The organism is Pelagimonas phthalicica, from assembly GCF_004364805.1.
GTDB lineage: Bacteria > Pseudomonadota > Alphaproteobacteria > Rhodobacterales > Rhodobacteraceae > Pelagimonas > Pelagimonas phthalicica.
Map to the genome: position 1 here is coordinate 367,034 of NZ_SOAP01000003.1, position 16,396 is coordinate 383,429.

Annotated in this window: 20 protein-coding genes; 11 read left to right on the plus strand and 9 right to left on the minus strand. The window is 58.7% G+C overall.

Annotation, left to right across the window (positions count from 1 at the left end; genetic code table 11):
• Window positions 1–2 precede the first annotated feature (2 nt).
• The gene (locus tag CLV87_RS19930) at window positions 3–437 is read left to right on the plus strand and encodes a universal stress protein (protein ID WP_099249006.1); all 435 of its coding nucleotides are present in this window, start codon (window positions 3–5) and stop codon (window positions 435–437) included.
• A 25-nt stretch (window positions 438–462) separates the two neighbouring features.
• Window positions 463–2,007, plus strand: a complete 1,545-nt coding sequence (locus tag CLV87_RS19935) for an alanine/glycine:cation symporter family protein (RefSeq protein WP_099249008.1) — start codon at window positions 463–465, stop codon at window positions 2,005–2,007.
• Window positions 2,008–2,089: 82 nt separating this feature from the next.
• On the opposite strand, the gene CLV87_RS19940 is transcribed toward CLV87_RS19935, so the two are convergent.
• Entirely contained in the window at window positions 2,090–3,085 is a 996-nt protein-coding gene (locus tag CLV87_RS19940) for a hypothetical protein (protein WP_133840853.1), read from the minus strand.
• Window positions 3,086–3,359: 274 nt separating this feature from the next.
• The gene (locus CLV87_RS19945) at window positions 3,360–3,716 is read right to left on the minus strand and encodes a hypothetical protein (RefSeq protein ID WP_099249012.1); all 357 of its coding nucleotides are present in this window, start codon (window positions 3,714–3,716) and stop codon (window positions 3,360–3,362) included.
• 324 nt (window positions 3,717–4,040) lie between these two features.
• Here CLV87_RS19945 and rpsA point away from each other — a divergent pair, with 324 nt between their 5' ends.
• The 4 genes from rpsA to CLV87_RS19965 all read left to right on the plus strand — a co-directional run bounded on the left by rpsA (window position 4,041) and on the right by CLV87_RS19965 (window position 7,242).
• Window positions 4,041–5,717, plus strand: a complete 1,677-nt coding sequence (gene rpsA / locus CLV87_RS19950) for a 30S ribosomal protein S1 (RefSeq protein ID WP_099249014.1) — start codon at window positions 4,041–4,043, stop codon at window positions 5,715–5,717.
• Window positions 5,718–5,908: 191 nt separating this feature from the next.
• Window positions 5,909–6,520, plus strand: a complete 612-nt coding sequence (locus tag CLV87_RS19955; RefSeq protein WP_099249016.1) for a TetR/AcrR family transcriptional regulator — start codon at window positions 5,909–5,911, stop codon at window positions 6,518–6,520.
• Complete coding sequence (locus CLV87_RS19960; protein ID WP_099249018.1) at window positions 6,499–6,879, plus strand: hypothetical protein; 381 nt, start codon at window positions 6,499–6,501, stop codon at window positions 6,877–6,879. The genes CLV87_RS19955 and CLV87_RS19960 overlap by 22 nt, the downstream gene beginning before the upstream one ends.
• A gap of 99 nt (window positions 6,880–6,978) precedes the next feature.
• Complete coding sequence (locus tag CLV87_RS19965; RefSeq protein WP_099249020.1) at window positions 6,979–7,242, plus strand: hypothetical protein; 264 nt, start codon at window positions 6,979–6,981, stop codon at window positions 7,240–7,242.
• Window positions 7,243–7,261: 19 nt separating this feature from the next.
• Here the strand turns inward: CLV87_RS19965 and CLV87_RS19970 are convergent, their stop codons facing one another.
• Complete coding sequence (locus CLV87_RS19970) at window positions 7,262–7,612, minus strand: GNAT family N-acetyltransferase (protein WP_218012925.1); 351 nt, start codon at window positions 7,610–7,612, stop codon at window positions 7,262–7,264.
• 491 nt (window positions 7,613–8,103) lie between these two features.
• Here CLV87_RS19970 and ihfB point away from each other — a divergent pair, with 491 nt between their 5' ends.
• From ihfB to CLV87_RS19985, 3 genes are all read left to right on the plus strand, one after another.
• Complete coding sequence (ihfB, locus tag CLV87_RS19975) at window positions 8,104–8,385, plus strand: integration host factor subunit beta (protein WP_097803234.1); 282 nt, start codon at window positions 8,104–8,106, stop codon at window positions 8,383–8,385.
• 3 nt (window positions 8,386–8,388) lie between these two features.
• Window positions 8,389–8,748 (plus strand): LapA family protein, encoded by a 360-nt coding sequence (locus CLV87_RS19980; protein ID WP_099249025.1) that lies wholly within the window; start codon window positions 8,389–8,391, stop codon window positions 8,746–8,748.
• A 116-nt stretch (window positions 8,749–8,864) separates the two neighbouring features.
• The gene (locus CLV87_RS19985; protein ID WP_099249027.1) at window positions 8,865–9,524 is read left to right on the plus strand and encodes a phosphoribosylanthranilate isomerase; all 660 of its coding nucleotides are present in this window, start codon (window positions 8,865–8,867) and stop codon (window positions 9,522–9,524) included.
• Window positions 9,525–9,546: 22 nt separating this feature from the next.
• Here CLV87_RS19985 and arsC read toward each other — a convergent pair whose 3' ends face one another.
• The 6 genes from arsC to CLV87_RS20015 all read right to left on the minus strand — a co-directional run bounded on the left by arsC (window position 9,547) and on the right by CLV87_RS20015 (window position 13,160).
• A complete protein-coding gene (gene arsC / locus CLV87_RS19990; RefSeq protein ID WP_099249029.1) occupies window positions 9,547–9,885 on the minus strand; it encodes an arsenate reductase (glutaredoxin) in 339 nt (112 codons plus the stop codon).
• Window positions 9,882–10,940 (minus strand): quinone-dependent dihydroorotate dehydrogenase, encoded by a 1,059-nt coding sequence (locus tag CLV87_RS19995; RefSeq protein WP_099249031.1) that lies wholly within the window; start codon window positions 10,938–10,940, stop codon window positions 9,882–9,884. The genes arsC and CLV87_RS19995 overlap by 4 nt, the downstream gene beginning before the upstream one ends.
• A complete protein-coding gene (locus tag CLV87_RS20000; RefSeq protein WP_099249033.1) occupies window positions 10,937–11,365 on the minus strand; it encodes a DUF1330 domain-containing protein in 429 nt (142 codons plus the stop codon). Before CLV87_RS20000 ends, CLV87_RS19995 begins: the two co-directional genes overlap by 4 nt.
• Complete coding sequence (locus tag CLV87_RS20005; RefSeq protein WP_099249034.1) at window positions 11,362–11,700, minus strand: DUF952 domain-containing protein; 339 nt, start codon at window positions 11,698–11,700, stop codon at window positions 11,362–11,364. Before CLV87_RS20005 ends, CLV87_RS20000 begins: the two co-directional genes overlap by 4 nt.
• Before the next feature lie 31 nt (window positions 11,701–11,731).
• Window positions 11,732–12,118 (minus strand): MerR family transcriptional regulator, encoded by a 387-nt coding sequence (locus CLV87_RS20010; RefSeq protein WP_099249036.1) that lies wholly within the window; start codon window positions 12,116–12,118, stop codon window positions 11,732–11,734.
• 277 nt (window positions 12,119–12,395) lie between these two features.
• On the minus strand, window positions 12,396–13,160 hold the full coding sequence (locus CLV87_RS20015; RefSeq protein ID WP_099249038.1) for an SDR family NAD(P)-dependent oxidoreductase: 765 nt from the start codon (window positions 13,158–13,160) through the stop codon (window positions 12,396–12,398).
• Window positions 13,161–13,432: 272 nt separating this feature from the next.
• Here CLV87_RS20015 and CLV87_RS20020 point away from each other — a divergent pair, with 272 nt between their 5' ends.
• On the plus strand, window positions 13,433–14,995 hold the full coding sequence (locus CLV87_RS20020) for a bifunctional metallophosphatase/5'-nucleotidase (protein WP_099249041.1): 1,563 nt from the start codon (window positions 13,433–13,435) through the stop codon (window positions 14,993–14,995).
• Window positions 14,996–15,160: 165 nt separating this feature from the next.
• Entirely contained in the window at window positions 15,161–16,282 is a 1,122-nt protein-coding gene (locus tag CLV87_RS20025; RefSeq protein ID WP_133840854.1) for a Hint domain-containing protein, read from the plus strand.
• The last annotated feature ends 114 nt before the right edge of the window (window positions 16,283–16,396 follow it).

Genomic DNA, 16,396 nt, shown 5'->3' on the forward strand with positions numbered 1-16,396 from the left:
TTATGTCCCAGAAAATTGTCGTCGGATATGACGGCAGCGACAGCGCAAAGGCCGCATTGGCCTTTGCCGTAGACCAAGCCAAGACACAGGGCAGCAGCATTGTCGTTGCCCATATCCTGGAATGGTCTCCATATTCGTTCTTGACGCCAACCGAACTCGAAGAGCGTCACAAGCGGCGCGGCGAAGAGTTGGATCGGGCCGAGGTCGCGATTTTGGCTCCGGCCGTTGATGGCTTGAAAGACAGCGGTCTGGCGATCGACACGGCGTTGAAATACGGCAATATCGCGACCACGCTTGGCGATATCGCCAAGGAAAGCGGTGCCGATCAGATTGTGATCGGTCGTAACGGTGAACCTGGTTTGTCGTCGCGGGTCTTCGGCTCTGTCGCCATCAGCCTTGCGCAATCTGCGCCCGTGCCTGTCACCATTGTACCCTAAGCGCCAAAAGCGAATTGGATCTATCATGACAAATCTTATCAAGGCAGCGGCCGTGGCCGCTCCTGCCGTGTTGGCTGCATCTGCGCCAGCCGCGGCTCAATCGCTCGATGAAACGATCAACCAGGGCTTTGCAAGCGCCACCGGCTGGTTCGTCTCCTTCATCTTCAGCCCGTTCCCGGGAACGACCTTCCCATGGATCGTAATGTGGCTGGTCATCGCCGCCACCGTGTTCACCCTTTACTTTGCCTTCATTCAGTTTCGCGCGTTTCCACATGCGATTTCGCTGGTCAAAGGTGACTATTCCGACCCCAATGATGCGGGTGAGGTCAGTCATTTTCAGGCTCTCGCAACCGCGCTTTCCGGTACAGTAGGCCTGGGGAATATCGCGGGGGTTGCCGTGGCCATTGGCATCGGCGGTCCGGGCGCAACCTTCTGGATGATTTTGGCCGGCCTGATGGGCATGGCGTCGAAATTCACCGAATGTACGCTGGGCGTGAAATATCGCAATGAATACGATGACGGCACCGTCTCTGGTGGCCCGATGTATTACATGACCAAGGGCTTTCAAGAACGCGGCATTCCCGCCGGTGGCATCCTGGCCGTGATGTTCTCGATCTTCTGTATCCTGGGCGCTTTGGGCGGCGGCAACATGTTCCAGGCCAACCAGGCCCATGCGCAGATCGCCAATGTTGTCGGCGACTATCCGGGCTGGATCACCGGTCTGATCTTTGCGGCCATCGTGTTCCTAGTGATCGTGGGTGGTCTGAAATCCATCGCCAAGGTGACCGAGAAAGTCGTGCCTTTCATGGGCGTGCTTTATGTTCTGACCGCTTTGGTCATCCTGATCATGAACGCTGATATGATCATGTGGGCCTTTGGCCAGATCTTTGAAGGGGCCTTTACCGGTCTTGGCGTTGCAGGCGGTATGGTTGGCGCGCTGATCCAGGGCTTTAAGCGGGCGGCGTTCTCGAACGAAGCCGGTGTTGGTTCTGCGGCGATTGCCCACTCGGCGGTCCGCACCAAAGAGCCGATCACCGAAGGTTTCGTTTCCTTGCTGGAGCCATTCATCGACACCGTGGTGATCTGCACCATGACCGCTTTGGTGATCATCATCACCGGTCAGCTGGTGGCCGATCCGAATACCGGGCTCTACCTGCTGGACGAAGGCGCATCGACCATCCAGACCGTTGACGGCAACAAAGGCGTTGCGCTGACATCTGCGGCCTTCTCTTCGGCGATCCCGTTCTTCAAGTATATCCTGGCGGTTGCGGTTATCCTCTTTGCCTTCTCCACCATGATCAGCTGGTCCTATTACGGTTTGAAAGCCTGGACCTTCCTGTTCGGTGAAGGCCAGACCAAAGAGCTGATCTTCAAGGTGATCTTCTGCATCTTTGTTGTGATCGGTGCCTCGGCCAACCTTGGCCCTGTGATCGACTTCTCCGATGCGGCGATCTTTGCCATGGCGGTGGTCAACATCGTTGCGCTCTACCTCCTGATGCCTGTCGTCAAGGGCGAGCTCGACAGCTACCTGTCGCGCCTGAAATCGGGTGAGATCAAAAAGCACAGCTAATTTGGGGCTTCCCCAAAGCAAGCGATAAACAGGATCAAGCCGCCAGTACTTCTGGCGGCTTGGTTGTTTTTGGCGGCGTCACTCAAAAGATGAAATCGTCAATCGGATCCGGCTGGGTGGTGCCATAGGTTGGATCCACCGGCTCGACCACAACGCCGCCCGAGAATTCACCGTCGCCCTGTGCAGGCTGGGTCAACCCATAGGTCGGGCCGTGCAAGACCAGCTCGACCTCAACCTCATAGGTGTCAGGGCCGGGTTGTGTGGTGCCGTCATCGCCGGGCTTGCGGAACTCAAAGGCATCCGGGATGTCGGCCCCGTCTTCGTCTCCGCTGCATCCGCCCAACCCGTCTTCGCCACCGGCAGGAATGGCGGCAGTATCAGAGCCGCCCGCCGGCGCGTCATCTTCCTCTGGAGGAGTTTCTTTGCCGTCTTCTGGCGTAGTGTCCTCCGGTTCCGGGCTGTCCCCATCGTCTTCTGGGGTTTTGCCGGTGCCGTCTTCGGGCTCATCCTCTTGTTCAGGCTCTGGATTGTGTCCCTCTTCGGGCCAGAGATAGATGGTCCCGTCCTCATCAACGGCGTAATCAGCTTTGCCGTCCCCGTCCTCATCCGTGCCATCCAGCCAAAGATCGATGCCGTTCTTGGTCATCACCCCGGCCTCCTTGCCATTGGAATCATACACGATGTCGCCGGGCTGCGCGGTTTGGTAATTCGGCTTGCCGGTATCCGTATGCCAGCCATCCCCCTCAAACAGCGTGCTCTGATCGCCACTGGCGGCCTGTTCCATCTTGTCCTCACCCGCTTCGGGCAGGCCGGCCATATGGTCCTCAATCCCCTTGGCCCCACCAATTTCGCCAAAGGCATCTTCGGTCGCTCCAGCGGCCAAGGCCTCCAGCGCCGACGGGGTGTTCAACATGGCATTGAGCGCGGCGGTTGGATCAACCTCCAAAGCCGCGCTTATCGCCAGAAAATCACCTTCGGCCAACCATGCGGCGACATCGGCAATGGTCCAGCCCTGTTCGGCCAGAAACGCCTGGGTGCTGGTTGGAATATTCGAAATGGAAAGCGTTACAGTTTTCATGGTTACACCTGTGTGTTTGTCAAAAAGAAGCCGGGTTGAAAATTCCGTTTTGGCCCGGTGCTTTCTATCTGCAAACGCCCGGCAGTTTGTGCCAGTCAGGAAACCCATAGGGGGAGGGCGTGGGGTGTTTTCCCCTAAAATCTGTGTCCGCTGACCCCATGGAAAGGCCGCACATTTTGGGCAGATCACGCAACAAAAAAGGCTGCCAGCACAGGCTGGCAACCTCATTCATTTCAGGTCAATAGTGGCGTTTTGCTGGGCCTATGCCGACCGCTTATCCACCAATCGTATAAGTGGCCGATTTCGATCCGTCGCGACGCAGGAAAACAACGGTGTTTCCGTCAATCTGCGGCTCGCTGCAAAACTCTTTCCCGGCCAGAAACTCCGGGGCGGCATAGGTGCTGCACACCTCCTTGGCGGTGGCAACATAAGTCCCGTCAATATCCTCCCCCCGCGCGGTGCCCGACACGGTGCCATCGGCGTTCATGATAATAACCAAACCATTATCGGCCATCAGCTTTTTACCCACCAAAGGCGTCACCGCCGTGGTCGGAGCCGCATCCGGTGTCACCGTCTGGCATGCAGTCAAAAGAGAAACAGCCGCCAGGGAAATTGCAAAAATAGTCTTCATATTAAGTCCTCCAATACCTGTCATTCTTGGCATGGGGGGCGATTGCGATCAAGGAATGTGTGGTTGGGGCCCAAGTTCGCTTGGTCCTCAACGCGGCATACGGGCTTGCCCAACCCTTCATTTCATTGTAAGGACCCCGCTATCTGACGGCCATCAAGAGTCGCGGATGTGGTGAGCAGGGCCAGGGGACAATCCTCGGGCCCTTCTTGTTTGTGTTTTTCGCCACGCCCGCCTCTACCAGCGATCGCCCCGGATGCAACGAAACCAAGACCCGCGGAGACAACCGTGCGGCCCGACAAAGTGATGCAAAGGATAAAACGCCACATGGCTAATGCAACTATGGAAGAATTCGAAGCCCTCCTTAATGAGAGCCTCGAAATGGACACGCCGGACGAAGGTTCGGTTGTCAAAGGCAAGGTAATCGCAATTGAAGCGGGCCAGGCCATCATCGACGTAGGCTACAAAATGGAAGGCCGCGTCGAGCTGAAAGAATTCGCTGAACCCGGCGAAGCCCCCAAGGTCGAAGTTGGCGACGAAGTCGAGGTTTACCTCCGTGCTGCCGAAAACGCCCGTGGCGAGGCTGTTATCTCCCGCGAGATGGCGCGCCGTGAAGAAGCATGGGATCGTCTGGAAAAAGCCTACGCTGATGACGCCCGCGTCGAAGGTGCGATCTTTGGTCGTGTCAAAGGTGGCTTCACCGTTGATTTGGGCGGCGCAGTTGCGTTCTTGCCTGGTTCTCAGGTTGATGTGCGCCCCGTGCGCGACGCTGGCCCGCTGATGGGTCTCAAGCAGCCGTTCCAGATCCTGAAAATGGACCGTCGCCGTGGCAACATCGTTGTCTCGCGTCGCGCGATCCTCGAAGAGTCCCGCGCCGAACAGCGCGCCGAAGTTATCGGAAAGCTGGGTGAAGGTGACTCCGTTGAGGGTGTCGTCAAGAACATCACCGAATACGGTGCCTTTGTTGACCTGGGCGGCGTTGACGGCCTTCTGCACGTCACCGACATGGCATGGCGCCGTGTGAACCACCCATCCGAGATCCTGACCATCGGCGAAACCGTCAAGGTTCAGGTCATCAAGATCAACAAAGACACGCACCGCATCTCGCTGGGTATGAAGCAGCTGCAAGAAGATCCATGGGATCTGGTTGGCGCGAAATACCCGCTGGGTTCCGTGCACAAAGGCCGCGTGACCAACATCACCGATTACGGTGCCTTTGTTGAGCTCGAAGCCGGTGTCGAAGGTCTTGTTCACGTTTCTGAAATGTCCTGGACCAAAAAGAACGTTCACCCGGGCAAGATCGTCTCCACATCTCAGGAAGTCGACGTCATGGTTCTGGAAATCGACGGCTCCAAGCGCCGCGTTTCCCTTGGTCTCAAGCAGACCATGCGCAACCCATGGGAGCAGTTCGCTGAATCCTATCCTGAGGGCACTCAGGTTGAGGGCGAAGTCAAGAACATCACCGAATTCGGTCTGTTCATCGGCCTCGAAGGCGATATCGACGGCATGGTTCACCTCTCCGACCTGTCCTGGGACGAGCGTGGCGAAGATGCGATCCAGAACTACCGCAAAGGCGACATGGTTCAGGCCGTTGTCTCCGAAGTCGACATCGAGAAAGAGCGTATCTCGCTCTCGATCAAGGCGCTGGGTGGTGACAAATTCGCAGATGCGGTTGGCGGCGTGAAGCGCGGCTCGATCGTGACCGTCGAAGTGACCGCGATCGAAGATGGTGGCATCGAAGTGGAATATGAAGGCATGAAATCCTTCATCCGCCGCTCCGACCTGTCCCGTGACCGTGCTGAGCAGCGCCCAGAGCGCTTCAACACCGGTGACAAGATCGACGTGCGCGTCACCAATATCGACAGCAAGACCCGTCGTCTGGGCCTGTCGATCAAAGCACGCGAAATCGCAGAAGAAAAAGAAGCCGTGGAACAGTATGGTTCCTCCGACTCCGGTGCGTCGCTCGGCGACATCCTGGGCGCGGCTCTGAAGGGCGACGAGTAATCGTCACGCTCTCGCGACACAGAAAGGCCCCGGAGAAATCCGGGGCCTTTTTTGTTTGGGGCGTATCTGGATTTGGCGTGTCAATCCAATGCATCCAGACATTAAAGCGTTACTCCTCCGATGTCAGGCCAAAGCTTTACAAGAATCATGCAATAGGTTATGGAATGATCATTCCATAACCCGTGATTGATATGCCCAGACCCATTGAATACGACAAGAACGCGTTGCTTGACCGAGCTTTGAAAGCCTTTTGGATCAACGGCTATGCGGGCTGTTCTATCCAGGAGCTGGTGGAGGCGACGGGGATGGGGCGGCAGGGGCTGTATAATGTCTTTGGCGACAAGGATGGTGTCTTTCTTGCCGCCGCCGAGCACTACACATCCATGGTGGCCGAGCAATGCAAACCCTTGCACGCGCCGGATGCCAATATGGCGACGATCAAATCCTTCATCCTCAGCTCTCTTGCCGCGCAAGAAACCCATGGCGGCGGGGCCTGCTTTGCTGTTGTCACCGCCTTTAGCCCCCAGGCCACCGACCCCAGGATTGCGCCGGTTCTTGAGGCTGTTGCGCATAAGGTGCGCAGCGGTTTCGCTGGGGTTCTGCGCGCTGAACAAGACCGGGGCAGGGTCACGTCGCACGCCTCGACAGAGGCTTTGGCTGACTACCTTTACGCCAGCATGAACGGGCTCAGCGCCCTTGCCAAAACCGGCGGCGGACGCGTGCGGGTTGAGGACGCCTTGGACATTGCCCTCGCCACTCTGGACCACGAACAGGACACCACATGTCTCGCAAAACCTTCCTGACCTTTGCCGCCTTCATCGCCTGCACCATCGGCACCATCGCGTTTCTGTTTCCGACAACGCTCTTGGTGGATATGAAAAGCGCGCAGCCCACCGGCGCGGGGCTGGTCATGGCGCGAACGGCAGGGGCCTTTTTGTTCAGCATCGGTGTCCTGAATATCTTGGTCCGATCACATGAGGCCTCGCCGACCCTTGCGGCTATTTTGCTTGCGAACGCCCTGTTACAAGTGTTGATCCTGCCCGTTGATCCCTTGGCCTATATGTTCGGCATCTACGCCTCGCCCATGTCCTTCCTGCCCAACACCCTCCTTCATCTTGTGTTGCTGGCCGGGTTTTTGCACTTCTGGCGCGGGACTCGGTGACTTTAGTCCTGTCTCTCGGCACTTCATGATATTTGAGTTGCACCGCCCCAAGCGCGCCCCTTAGGCTGAACCTATTGAAAAAGAGAATTTGGGGGAGCCATGAAACGGTTCGTGTGTACAACCGCCCTTGTTATTGTCGCCAGCACGGCCTTTGCCAGCGGCCCTGACACGTTGAAAATGAAGTTCAAGGTCGAGGATGGCATCCATAAGATGCTGGGCGTTTTTGGCAGTGATTGGGCTCCGGGGCAGGTGCAGTCCGAGGCGGCCAAGAATTGTGCCGAGATCGGCAAACCCTTTGGCGGTTTGCAAGTCTTGGGGCGTAATGCCCAGGGGCTCACGGTGTTTGAGGCCAGATGCAAATAGCACCTGACCCCTTTGGCGGTTAGCCGCGCGTTTCATAGCGCAATTTGATCACCGGCTGACCCGTATAATCGTCGTGACGGCGGCTCAGTTCGACAAAGCCGAACCGTTCATAAAACCGACGACCCAGCGGATTGTGCTCAAACACATCCAACTCCAAAACCGGTTGGCGCTGCAAAGCTGCTGTCACCAAGGCCTGACCCAGGCCCTTGCCCTGACAGTCCGGATCGACAAAAAGCCCGCCCACAGTGTGGCCCAACAGGGCGATAAAACCGCAAAGCCGGTTCTGCTCATGCGCCACAAGTGTTTGGGCTTGTGGCAGGTAAATCTGGCGAACATTGTCACATTCCTGCTCCAGAAAGGCTGGTGACACAAACCCATGCGCCTGTTGGCTGGCACGGCGATAGATGTCGACGATTGCGTCGTCATCGGAGAGGTTGATAGTCTTTGATCATTGTTTGATGTCTCTTGATTTGATTGGATCAAGTTTTGATTGGCTGCAAACACACATGCGGCCCAAAGCCGTTTCATGTGGTCACACTGTCATGGATGCTGTGCATCCGGCCCAATCAGGACATCAAACCTCCTGCCATTTGATCTGTGACACCGCTCTATCAGCCCCACCCAACTGTCGCAAGCGGGACAAAAGGGCAGACGAATCGCCGCATGGGATGCTGCGACTGCACAGCCCGGTTTTTGCGCCATTCACCGCCTATTTCACGAGACTGCGGCGCTATTTCTGCTCAAATAGCTGCAAAACATGAGTTTTTCACCCATTGAACAGTTTTCGGAACGCAATTCGCGTCCTATAGTCGGGCAATAATCACGTGCAAATGACAAGCACAGCAGGGGGGATGCGAAAGCATGATCAGGTCTGAATTGATCCAGAAGATTGCGGATGAGAACCCGCACCTGTATCAGCGGGATGTGGAACGGATCGTCAATACGATCTTCGAAGAGATCACCAATGCCATGGCTCGGGGCGACCGGGTCGAATTGCGGGGCTTCGGAGCGTTTTCGGTCAAGAAGCGGGATGCACGCACCGGCCGCAACCCCCGTACCGGGGAATCTGTCGAGGTCGAGGAAAAGCACGTGCCCTTCTTCAAGACCGGCAAGCTGCTGCGGGACCGCCTGAACGGGAAATAACCCATGCGGTATATTCGTTACGCTTTTTACGCAGCGCTCGCAGTGCTTCTTGTAACCGTGTCTTTGGCCAATCGTGACATGGTGACATTGAACACCTTGCCCGAGGCCGTGGCGGCCATTCCGGGTGTTGGCTGGCTGTCGCAATCGGTTGAGGTGCCGCTGTTTATCGTTGTCCTGGGCAGCCTGATCCTTGGCGTGTTGCTGGGTGAAGTGCTGGAATGGCTGCGTGAGCACAAGCACCGCGCTGATGCCGCGCAAAAGGGCGCGCAGGTGCGCAAGCTTGAGCGTGAGCTGAAAAAGACTCAGGCCGAGCGCGACAAGGACAAGGACGAGGTTCTGGCGCTTTTGGATCAGGCCAGCTGATCCACTTGTAAAGTTGAGAATGCCCTTATAGGGCCGGGGAGGGGGCGCTGCCCCCTCTTGCTTTTCAAGCAATTCACCCCCGGGATATTTGTGCCAAGAAGAAACAGGGCGACAGCATGGATGTGAAGGTCAAGATTTGCGGTTTGTCGAAACCGGCAGATGTGGAAGCTGTGGCCAAGGCGGGCGCGGCCTATGCAGGGTTTGTGTTCTTTCCCAAGTCACCGCGCAATGTCAGTGTCGAGCAGGCGCGCGACCTTGCGGTGCTGGCCCCGGTTGGTTTGGCCAAGGTGGCTCTGGTCGTGAATCCGGATAATGCGCTGCTGGATGAGATCTGCGGCCGCGTGGCCATCGACATATTGCAACTGCATGGCGAGGAAAGCCCCGAGCGCGTCGCCGAGATCCGCAGCCGCTATGGTCTGCCGGTGATGAAGGCCGTGGGCGTCGCCACTGCCGAGGATCTGGGGCAATTGCCTGCTTATGAGCGTGTCTGTGACCAGATCCTTGTTGATGCCAAAGCGCCCAAAGGGGCCGATCTGCCCGGCGGCAACGGCTTGGCTTTTGACTGGCGTCTGATTGCTGGGCGGCGTTGGTCGCGCCCTTGGATGCTGGCGGGCGGGCTAACGCCTGACAATGTCGCGCGCGCCGTGGAACTGACCGGGGCGACCCAGGTCGACGTGTCCTCGGGCGTCGAAAGCGCGCCGGGGCAAAAGAATGCCGGGCTGATCGCGGAGTTTGTCAGCGCGGCCCAAAGCGCGGGCGCTATTCCCGAACTCTAGGCCTTGTTGACAGAGCCTAAGCTTACAGGATCTCCAGCACCTGTTCTGGCGGGCGGCCAATGGTAGCTTTGCCATTGGCAAACAGGATCGGGCGTTCGATCAGCTTGGGCGCGTCTGCCATGGCGGTCAGCAGGGTCTCGGCATCGCTGTCTTTGCTCAGGCCCTTGTCTTTGAACGCCGCCTCCTTGACTCGCATCATCGCGATCACCGGCAGGCCCAGCATGTCAGCGGCAGCGCGCAGTTCCGCGACTGTGGGCACATCCTCTAGATATTTGCGGATCTCGGGCGCATGGCCGTTTTCTTCAAGCAGCGTCAGGGTTTGGCGCGATTTTGAACAACGTGGATTGTGCCACAGGATCATAGCCAGTCCTCTCTTTTGGTGCCGACAGCCTCGGCGACATTTACAAACCCGTCGCGGGCCAAAAGCTGATCCAGCCCGCGCGCGATCTCAGCCCCCAGCGTCAGCCCGCCATAGACCAGCGCCGTATATAGCTGCACCGCCGAGGCCCCGGCGCGGATCTTGTCATAGGCCTGTTGGGCCGAGCCGATGCCGCCCACCCCAATCAGGGGCAGTTTGCCTTCGGTCAGCAGGGAAAGCTGCGCCAAAACGCGGGTGGACTTTTCAAACAGGGGCGCACCGGACAGACCGCCAGACTCGCCCTTGTGCTGCGATGTCAGCCCCTCGCGCGACAGGGTGGTGTTGGTGGCGATGACTCCAGACACACCCGAGCTCAGCGCGACTTCGGCCACATCTTTCAGCCCCTGTTCGTCCAGATCCGGGGCGATTTTCAAAAAGACCGGAATGGGCGTGGCCAGATCGCCGCGCGCCTCCATCACCCCGCCAAGCAAAGCCGCCAGCGCGTCCTTGCCCTGCAAATCGCGCAGCTTTTCGGTGTTGGGTGAGCTGACATTCACCGTGGCAAAATCCAGATGCGCGCCGCAATGGCGCAGCACTTTGGCAAAATCTTCGGCGCGGTCGCTGCTATCCTTGTTGGCACCCAGGTTCAGACCCAGAACCATATCGCGCGGGCGTTTGGCCAGCCGGGTCGCGGCGGCTTCCATACCCTCATTGTTAAAGCCAAACCGGTTGATGGCCGCGCGGTCCTCAGACAGGCGGAACAGGCGCGGTTTCGGGTTGCCCGGCTGGGCGCGCGGCGTGATCGCCCCCACCTCGACAAAGCCAAACCCGGCCCGGCTGAGCGGGTGCAGCGCCTCGGCGTTTTTGTCAAATCCGGCGGCGATGCCTACGGGATTGGTCATGTTCAGCCCGGCGACCGAGCAGCGCAACCGATCCGAGGTCACCAGCCCCGGCAAAGGGGCAAGGCCCGCCTTGAGCGCCTTGAGCGCAACGCCATGCGAGGTTTCAGGATCAAGTTTGCGCAGCAGGCTCATGCCAAGCGTTTCGAGGGCTTTCATCCGAACACATCTCCGGTCTCAGTTGGGGCATTGCGGATCAGGCGCGAGGTTGCGACGCCCGCCTGACGGTGGATCACCGCCTTGGCGTAATCCGGGTCTTTGACCATGGCCATAAAGGCATGGGCCGAAGGGTAGCGCGCGATAAACACATGATCCCAATCCTCGCCCTCAGGCCCGATCAAGGTGCAGCGAAACGCGCCGCGCCACAGGATGGTGCCACCAACCCGGGCCAGAACCGGGCCGCTTTCGGCGCCATAGCGGGCATAGGCCTCAGCCCCGCTCAGCCCTTGCCCGTGCAGGGCGTGGCCCTCGGGATAGGCAGCCTGATCGCGCAGCTTGACGAGGTTCAGCATCTCGCAAGGCTCATCGCGGTTCAGCCCTTTGAACAGGTCAAACTGGGCGCGGGTCGGGTCGATATGGCTCACACCATTTCCTCCGGGAATTGGTGCCCGTCCGGGCCCAGCGGCAGGTCGCGGGTCCAGAGGATGTCGGCCAGGCGCAAAGGCGCATAAAGATGGGGGAATTTGTCACCGCCGCGCGAGACCTCCCATTTCAGCGCCTCACCCAGGGCATCGGCATCCAAAGCGGCCAGCAACAACCCGTCGATCCCGGCAAAATGCTTGGCGGCGGTTTCGCGGGCCTGGGCGGCGGTCGAGAAATGCACAAACCCGTCAGCGACATCAATAGGCGCGCCAGCGGTTTCGCCCTGCGCCTGCAAATCGGCCCATTCCGGGGCCCGGAGAATTTTGTAGATCAGCATGGGGCCGTGATGCGGCGCCGCTGCTGTGGGGTCAAGCGGGTTGCGGCTCTGACCGGGGGGATTCACTGTCCAATTGCGTCTCTAGCAGCTGAAGCCGATCCAGAACGGCTGCGCGACGCTCTTGTAGTTCGGCCATGAGCCGATCAATGCTCTCCAGCTTTTCGGTCATCTTGGCGATGCCACCCTCGCAAGGGCCTGAACCGTCATCGCTCAGACACGCCCGCATGGCATAGATCTCGCGCGTCGAAAACCCGGTGGCGATAAAGTCGCGGATCCGCGCGGCGCGGCGCAGATCCGATGGGCTGTACTGGCGATAGCCGTTCAGGGTCCGGCCGACCGCCATCAACCCGGCGCTTTCATAATGGCGCAGCATGCGCTGGCTGATGCCAAGATGGAGGGCGGCGTCTTTGGGGGTCATTTGGCGGCCTCTTTGTGGTGGTGAAGATTGAGCTAGGGTCTTTTGTACAAAAACCAAGGCAACGTGACTTACAGAAGAACGAGCAACAGAGGTTCGCGCCCGACCCCGAGGGTGGGCCTAACTGGCATGGTTTCCGCTTGCATCCTCGCCGCTTTGCAGAGGATTGCGATGTTTCAAAATTCGCGCCCGCCCTGGGGGGGCGGGGTCGGGCGCGAACCGGATTGCAGGCAATCCGGGAACGACTCTTCTCGTCTGCGCAAAAGCAACAAGGACGAGATTACTCCCGCAGCGTCCAGCCCCCATCCACCGTCAAGATCTGCCCGGTCAGCCAGGCATTCTCGGCACTGCCCAGGCGCAGCACCCAAGGCACGATGTCCTCGGTCACCCCGCGCCGCCCCAGAGGGATTTGCTTTGCCTCCTGCGCCTCAATCTGCGCCGCCATCTCGGCGGGCAGCCCCATCATCCCGGTCAAAGCCCCGGTCTGGACCGGCCCCGGCGCAATGGCGTTCACCCGCACGCCATCCCCGGCAAATTCAAGAGCCCAGGCGCGGGTCAGGTGTTCCAGCGCCGCTTTGCTCGCCGCATAATGCGCCATCATCGGCGCGTCCTTGCGCGATACCGCGGTGCCAATATTCACAATCGCCCCCTTGCTCGCTTTCAAGGCCTCCGCCCCGGCCTTCACCAGCATGGATGGCGCGGTGATGTTCACGGCACCCATCTGGCTGATCACCTCTGCGTCATAAGCGGGCAGGGGCATCGGTTGACCAGCCCCGGCATTGTTGACGATCAGGTCAATCCGTCCCCACCGGGCCAAGGCGCGCGCAACAAGGACCGCGCCAGTTGCCGGATCAGCGGCATCCGCCTGCACAGCCTCAATTGCTGCGCTGTTGCCCGCCACCTCTGCCAACCGATCCATATTCCGCCCGGTGATCACCACCTTGGCACCCTGCCGTACGAGTTCCAGCGCCACGGCTTTGCCTATGCCAGAACTGCCCCCAGTCACAATCGCCACCTTGTCCTGCCACGTGTTGGTACCTGTCATCTCGCTGCGTCTCCTGTGTTGCAAAATGCTGTCAGGGGGCAGGGGTAGCGCTATGACACTAGTGTCAGGGTCAAGCGGTATTTCCTCCACAGGCCCTAATTGCAGCAGCGCCGCAAGCGGGCCTGCCACTTTGTCAGGCAGCGGCGCGACATGAAACCGATACAAATCACGCCTATTGGGCAAGGGTCCGCTGCGTCATGTTTTTCGGCTTTGACTCGCCCTTAGAACAGGTGCAGCATCACACGATATAATAACCGACACAGGGGAATATCATGTCTGTTCGTTTTCTGTCCACGGTCGCTGCGGCTGCGCTTTGTGCCAGCTCTGCTGCTGCTGACTACACATTGCATATTGTGCACATCAACGATCTGCACAGCCGTATTGAGCCGATCAACAAATACGATTCGACCTGCAAGGCCGAGGATAATGCCGAGGGTAAGTGCTTTGGCGGCTATGCGCGCGTCGCGACCAAGATCGCCGAATTGCGCGAGCAGCTGAAAGACGAAAACGTGCTGGTTCTGGATGCGGGCGACCAGTATCAGGGCTCTCTGATGTACACCACCTACAAGGGTGACGTGGAAATCGAGATGATGGAAAAGATCGGCTTTGACGTCATGGCCGTGGGCAACCACGAATTTGACGATGGCCCCGAAGGCCTGCTCAAGCTGGTGGATGGCGTTTCCTTCCCGGTGATCTCGGGCAATATCGACGTGACCCAATCCAATATTTTGGCGGGTAAAGTCGACAATCACGTGGTGCTTGAGGTTGGCGGCGAAAAGGTCGCGGTCATCTCTGCCCTGGCGGTTGACACCTCCGAGACCTCCAGCCCCGGCGAAGCGGTGATCTTCCAGGACGAAATCGAAAGCCTGCAGGCCGATGTGGCCGCGCTTGAGGCAGACGGCGTGACCAAAATCATCGCGCTGAACCATGTTGGCGTAAAGAAAGACATGGAAATCGCCGAGAAAGTCGCCGGTGTTGATGCGGTTGTGGGCGGTCACTCGCACACCAAATTCTCCAACACCGAAGAGGGCGCAATGGCCTATCCAACCATGGTTGGTGACGTGCCCGTGGTGCAGGCCTATGCCTATTCCAAATATGTCGGCCACCTGACGCTGACCTTTGATGATGCGGGCAATGTGACCGCCGCAACCGGCGACACCATCGTTCTGGATGCCTCTGTGGCCGAAGACGAAGCCATCGTCGCCCGCGTGGCCGAACTGGCTGGCCCGATTGAGGAAATGAAAAACCGCGTTGTGGCCGAAACCGCCGAAGCCATTGATGGCGAGCGTGGTTCCTGCCGTGCGGTAGAATGCGCCATGGGCAACCTGGTGGCAGATGCCATGCTGGACCGGGTCAAGGATCAAGGCATCCAGATCGCCATTCAGAACGGTGGCGGCCTGCGCTCCTCTATCGATGCGGGCGAAGTCACCATGGGCGAAGTGCTCTCGGTTCTGCCTTTCCAGAACACCCTGTCGACCTTTGAGGTCACCGGTGAAACCATCGTGGCAGCGCTGGAAAACGGTGTCTCCAAGCTGGAAGATGGCGCAGGTCGTTTCCCACAGGTTGCGGGCATGACCTATGCGTTTGACGCCTCCAAACCAGCGGGTGAGCGGGTCTCCGACGTGATGGTTGGCGGCGCGCCAATTGATCTGGCCGCGACCTATGGCGTTGTGTCCAACAACTATGTGCGCAATGGCGGCGACGGTTACAAAATGTTCCGCGACGCTGACAACGCTTATGATTATGGCCCGGATCTGGCGGATGTGACCGCCGAATACATGGCCAAAATGGGCCCGGTCAAAATCATGCTGGATGGCCGCATCACAGCCAAATAATCAGGGCACGCGCCACTGATGCCCCCCTCTCCCGCTTTGCCCGGGGGAGGGGTTTTTCTTTGCCAAGGTCGAACACTGGACAAGGGTTCTTAGGCTGGGTCCTGACCCTAAGAAAGACTTTACCAAGGCTTGCTAGCTTTGCCGCGTTTCGATGCGGAGGCTCATTTGCCAATTTCAACACATCAGGCGATCTATTTAGGCACTTACGCCGATGCGGACACGGATGAGCTGACCTTTCCGGTCGAAAATACCGGTGTCTATCTGAATTCCTTTGGCTCGTCCGGGGACCCGCTTCATGATCACGTGGTGGACATCGATTTCGACGATTGGGATTCAACCGGTGAGGTGGCGACCGACAATACGGCCACCTTGGATACGATCAGCCATTCCGCAGGCGGCTTTCCGGTCATCACAACGGTGGATTCCCTGGCTGTGGTGTCCTTGACCGTGACCTACACCAATGGCGACACCGCGAATTTTACCAATGCGGTGATGTTCCAGGATTCCAACGGCAACCTGTTTCTGACCAATTCGAATTTTGCCGGAACGGATATCACCAGCGGGTCCAGCGCGTATATTGAATCCGTTACCGTCACGACCGTGGACACCAATTATACCGGGTTATTCCACACCAACCTTCAGGCTTTTCCTTGTTTTGCCAGCGGCACGCGGATTGCGACCCCAAACGGACCGCTCCCAGTCGAAGAGGTGAAGGTCGGGGACCGGGTGACCACTGCGTCCGGCACCGAGCGTCAGGTCATCTGGCGGGCCAGCCGGCATTTGGTCTTTTCAGATGGGGACCTGTCGCAAAAACCAATCGAGATCAAACCAGGCGCCATGGGGCGCGGGTTTCCGCAAAACCGTCTGGTCCTGTCGCCGCAACATGGGGTCATGTTACCCGCGACGACGCAATCACCAGCGGCTTTGGTGGCGGCCAAACATCTGACCCCTCTGCCGGGGTTTCGTCAGATGCGCGGCGCGCGTTCGGTGACCTATCACAGCATCCTGTGCGATCAGCACGATATTTTACTGGCCGAAGGGCTCCCGGTTGAAAGCTTTTTCCCCGGTCGCTACGCGCTCAGCCTGTTGCCGCTGGGCCAACGCCTTGCCGTAGGTGCGGCTATCCGGGACCTGGCGTATGACCCGGCAACCACCTGCCAGCGTCCAGCCTTGTCTCGATTGTCTCGCAAGGAGGCCTGGAGCAGAGTGCAAATCCGTCGGGCAAGCCGAAGGTTTTACCCGTCGACAGACCCGGCCGTGAATTACATATTGGCCAGACGTGCATAAAACATCCCTTCGGCCACCAGCGCGCCATGCGTGCCTTGCGCCACAAGGCGATCCGCCTTTTTTGTATTGGCCAGGCGCTTATCCGGAGCGCTTTTTCCTCGACATGCAGAGTGC